Raw genomic sequence first — 4,549 nt, forward strand, 5'->3', positions numbered from 1 at the left:
CTCTCCCCAAATCAGAGAAAGCCGCTACTGAATCCATCAGCTCAGCAGACGCAATACTTATATGCGATTCCCCTGCCCTTGTGGGGAGGGGTTGGGGAGGGGTCTTCATCTCGAACGACCCCGATCGGTGCCTGCAAGTGGAGGGGCTACCGCCGCTGCCGTATGTTTCGGCAAAAATTTGACCGTCCGATCAAATATGCTGCAAAATGAGGCGTCGACCTGTCGTTTCCAAGGCAAGCATTGCATTCTGCGCATTGCTGCATTGCGGTATTTTCGCTATTCCCGATCAAATGAATGGGGTATCACTATCTTCGTAAGCAGCGCACTCCTCCTCCCAGCGCTCTTACATCGGACTGACAACACTCCTCCTCCCAGTTGTCAGTCAGGATCAAGAGCCTGGCGCACCTCCTCCCGCGCCAGGCTCTTTTCATTTTCCGCTCAAGCTTTCCACTGCATCCGTCTTTCCAGCTCCTTCGGTTTGACTCGGCCGGCGTCGTCGGACTATTTGAACGGGCGCCCCTTGTCCGGTGCGCGCACCGGTTGGAGTTTGGCCATGATCGGCAAATGGCGCGCCTCGCATGCGGCCCTGACAGGTCTTCTGGTTGCAACAATGGCGCTCGCCGGCTGCGGCGGCAGGCCGGTCGGCGTCATGCAGGCGGCCGGCACGGTGCCGCCGGGCACCTCGAAGGTCGATCTGCTGGTGGCGACGACGCGGGCGCCCGATGACAATCCCGCCGTGCTGTTCTCCGGCGAACGCGGCACGGGGCTCACCGTCAATGCCGTCGATATCTCCATCCCGCCGGAAGCCAATCGCAAGGTCGGGCAGGTGCAATGGCCAAAGCGGCTGCCGGCCGATCCCTTACGCGATTTCGTCACCGTGTCCGTCGATCCGCTGGAAGGCGAGCGGGCGGGCGAGAGCTGGTTGAAGGGCCATATGCCTAGGAGTCGCCGGGTGCTGGTCTTCGTGCACGGCTTCAACAACCGCTATGAGGATGCGGTCTACCGCTTTGCCCAGATCGTCCATGATTCGCATGCCGACGTCGCGCCCGTCGTCTTCACCTGGCCGTCGCGCGCCAGCATCTTCGATTATAATTACGACAAGGAAAGCACCAACTATTCCCGCGATGCGCTGGAAGAGCTGCTCACCCGCACGGCCGCCAATCCGGCCGTCAGCGACGTCACCGTCATGGCCCATTCGATGGGCACATGGCTGACCGTCGAGGCGCTCCGGCAGATGGCGATCCGCAATGGCCACGTCGCTTCGAAGATCAACAATGTCATCCTCGCCTCGCCGGATCTCGATGTCGACGTCTTCGGCCGCCAATTCATGAGCCTCGGCAAGGACAAGCCGCATTTCACCATCTTCGTCTCCAGGGATGATCGGGCGCTGGCGCTGTCGCGGCGCATCTCCGGAAATGTCGACCGGCTCGGCCAGATCGATCCTTCCGCCGAGCCCTATCGCAGCAAGCTGGAGGCGGCCGGCATCACCGTGCTCGATCTCACCAAGCTCAAGGGCGGCGACCGGCTGAACCACGGCAAATTCGCCGAAAGCCCCGAAGTGGTGAAGCTGATCGGCGACCGGCTGATTGCCGGCCAGACGATCACCGATTCCAATGTCGGCCTCGGCGAGGCGGTCGGCGCAGTGGCGATGGGGGCTGCCCAGACGGCCGGAAGTGCCGTCAGCGTCGCCGTCAGCACGCCGATCGCGATCTTCGACCCGCGCACCCGCCGCAACTACGACGCCCAGCTGAAGCGTCTCGGCCAGTCGATGGACAATACCGTCGGCTCGGTCGGCGACAGCGTCGGCGCCAGCCTGCCGGAGAGCCAGTAAAAATCTCATAGGCAGGGCCGCCGATCTGATATATCAGGTTGGCGAGCGGCAATCCTGACTGCCGTGTGGATAGGTTGATGGCATGGCGGATGAGACGAAAAAACGGGTTGTTGTCGTCGGCGCAGGTGTGATCGGCGCCTCGATCGCCTTTGAGCTGCAGCGGCGCGGATTTCAGATCACGCTGATCGATAAGGCTGAGCCGGGCCGCGGCGCCTCTTTCGGCAATATGGCGAGCATCGCGCTCGATTTTGTCGCCGGCTCCGGCCCTTCGACCTGGAAGAAGATGCCCGGCTGGCTCATCGATCCCGAAGGCCCGGTCTGGCTGCGGCCCTCCTATGCGGCAAAGATGCTGCCCTGGTTCCTGCGTTTTCTTGCGGCCGGCCGCCCGTCGCGGCTCCGGGAAATCGAGGATGCCGGCATGAGCCTGTCGCAGCGGGCGCTCGGCGATTTCAGGGAGATGCTGCAGGCGATCGGCGCCTCCGAGCTGATGACCGAGGAGGGGTGCCTGGCGATCTATGAGACCGAGGCGGAATTTGCAGCCGACCGCGGCCATCTCGCCATGATGCAGCGCTACGGCCTCGAATTCGAGGTGTTGAGCAACGGCGCCATCCAATATTACGAGCCGGCGCTTTCGCCTGCCATCGCCAAGGCCGTGCTGCTGCCCGACAACAAGTCGATCCGCGATCCCTACAAGCTGGTGGTCAAGCTGACTGACGCCGCCAAGGCTGCGGGCGCCGTTTTTCTCTCCGGCGCTGTGAGGAATATCGAGCGCAAGGGCGATGGTACCGCCGTTGTCCTGCTCGAGGATAACAGCCGGATCGAGGCCGGTTCCGTCATCCTCGCCGCCGGCGTCCACACCCGTTTCCTTGCCGCAAAACTCGGCGAGCCGATCCCGCTCGAAACCGAGCGCGGTTACCACACGCAGATCATGAAACCCGGCATCTCCATGCGCTATTCGATGATCTGGCCGGCGCGCGCCTTCATGGTGACGCCGACGGCCGGCGGCATCCGCGTCGGCGGCAATGTCGAGCTTGCCGGCCTCGACGCCGCGCCGGATTTCCGCCGCCCGCGGGTGCTGGTGCGCCATGCCCAGCGCGCGCTTCCCGGCCTGAAGGCCGAGGAGGCGACGGACTGGATGGGCCATCGCCCGGCGCTGCCCGATACGATCCCGATCATTTCGCCGTCGTCGAAGATGCCTGGCGTTTTCTATGCCACCGGCCACGGTCATCTCGGCCTGACCTATGCCGCAACGACAGCGCGGCTGATCGGCGATATGGTGAGCGGAGCAAAACCGTCGGTCGATATAACCCCGTTCCGCATCGACAGATATTGATTTAGAACCGCATCGCCCGTCACGCCCGAACCGGAGTTTCTAGTATGAGATGGAAGCGCACGATCCAGCTGCTGGATGTCCATGCCGAAGGCGAGATCGGCCGCGTCGCGATCGGCGGCGTGCCGAAAATCCCCGGCGATACCCTCGCCGCGCAATTGCACTGGCTGAACACCGATCCGAAGGGCGACGAGCTGCGCCGCTTCCTCTGCCTGGAGCCGCGCGGCGCCCCGATCGGCTCGGTCAACCTGCTGCTGCCGGCAAGACACCCGGATGCCGACGCGGCCTTCATCATCCTGCAGCCCGACCAGGCGCATGCGAGTTCCGGCTCGAACTCGATCTGCGTGACGACGGCCCTGCTCGAATCCGGCATCGTCGAGATGCAGGAGCCGGAAACGACAGTGACGCTGGAAACCGCCGCCGGCCTCGTCAAGGCGGTGGCGACCTGCCGCGAGGGGCGCTGCGAGAAGGTGCGGCTCACCATGGTGCCTTCCTTCGTGCATGAGCTCGATGTCGCGATCGATACGCCGCATTGGGGACGGATCAAGGTCGATATCTGCTATGGCGGTATCTTCTATGCCCTGGTCGATGTCGGTCAGATCAATCTCACGATCGAGAAGGCCAATGCCGCCGGCCTCGTCCAGGCGGGCATGATCCTGAAGGAGCTGATCAACCGCGACATCAAGGTCGTCCACCCGGAGATTACGGCAATCTCGGGCGTCGCCTATGTGATGTTCCGCGATACCGAGGCCGACGGCACGGTGCGCACCTGCACCACCATGTGGCCGGGCCGCGCCGACCGCTCGCCCTGCGGCACCGGCAATTCCGCCAACCTCGCCGCGCTGCACGCCCGCGGCAAGGCGAAGGCCGGCGATACCTTCACCTCGAAGTCGATCATCGGCTCCGAATTCGCAGTCGGCCTGCAGGCGGTGACCGAAGTGGCAGGCCGCTCGGCGGTCATCCCCACCATCACCGGCCGCGGCTTCACCTTCGGCCTCACCCAGGTCGCCCTCGACCCCTTCGACCCCCATCCCGGCGGCTTCGCCCTGACGGATGTCTGGGGGCCGCAGGCTGGGGAGATTTGAGCGGCGTCGAACCAAGGAGATCGGCGAGGCGGGGACCACAAAAGCCCCTTGTCTGGCTGACCCAAGACCCCTCCCCACAAGGGGGAGGGGCTAAGCTGCGGTCCTCCGCGGCGATCAAAAGAAAAGTCTTGTTGGCAGTTAGCGTTCTCCGGATCGCTACGCTGGAGATTGATGTGAAGCGGTGCGGCACCGAGCCCCTCCTCCTTGTGGCAGGGCTATCGCATATGAGCGATGATAGAGATGAGGAACTGATCATCCCACCCAGCCTTCTTGATCTTGCGACGAATAGAGGCCTTATCTGGA

The 4,549-nt window shown here is 63.6% G+C and carries 3 protein-coding genes; all 3 read left to right on the plus strand.

What is annotated here, in order from left to right:
* Positions 1–553: 553 nt before the first annotated feature.
* The 3 genes from GGD57_RS28880 to GGD57_RS28890 all read left to right on the plus strand — a co-directional run bounded on the left by GGD57_RS28880 (position 554) and on the right by GGD57_RS28890 (position 4,246).
* The gene (locus GGD57_RS28880) at positions 554–1,831 is read left to right on the plus strand and encodes an alpha/beta hydrolase (RefSeq protein WP_184473583.1); all 1,278 of its coding nucleotides are present in this window, start codon (positions 554–556) and stop codon (positions 1,829–1,831) included.
* Between the two features lie 82 nt (positions 1,832–1,913).
* Complete coding sequence (locus GGD57_RS28885) at positions 1,914–3,164, plus strand: NAD(P)/FAD-dependent oxidoreductase (protein WP_184473584.1); 1,251 nt, start codon at positions 1,914–1,916, stop codon at positions 3,162–3,164.
* A 44-nt stretch (positions 3,165–3,208) separates the two neighbouring features.
* Entirely contained in the window at positions 3,209–4,246 is a 1,038-nt protein-coding gene (locus GGD57_RS28890; RefSeq protein WP_184473585.1) for a 4-hydroxyproline epimerase, read from the plus strand.
* Positions 4,247–4,549: the final 303 nt, after the last annotated feature.

Source organism: Rhizobium esperanzae (assembly GCF_014197615.1).
Classification (GTDB): domain Bacteria; phylum Pseudomonadota; class Alphaproteobacteria; order Rhizobiales; family Rhizobiaceae; genus Rhizobium; species Rhizobium esperanzae_A.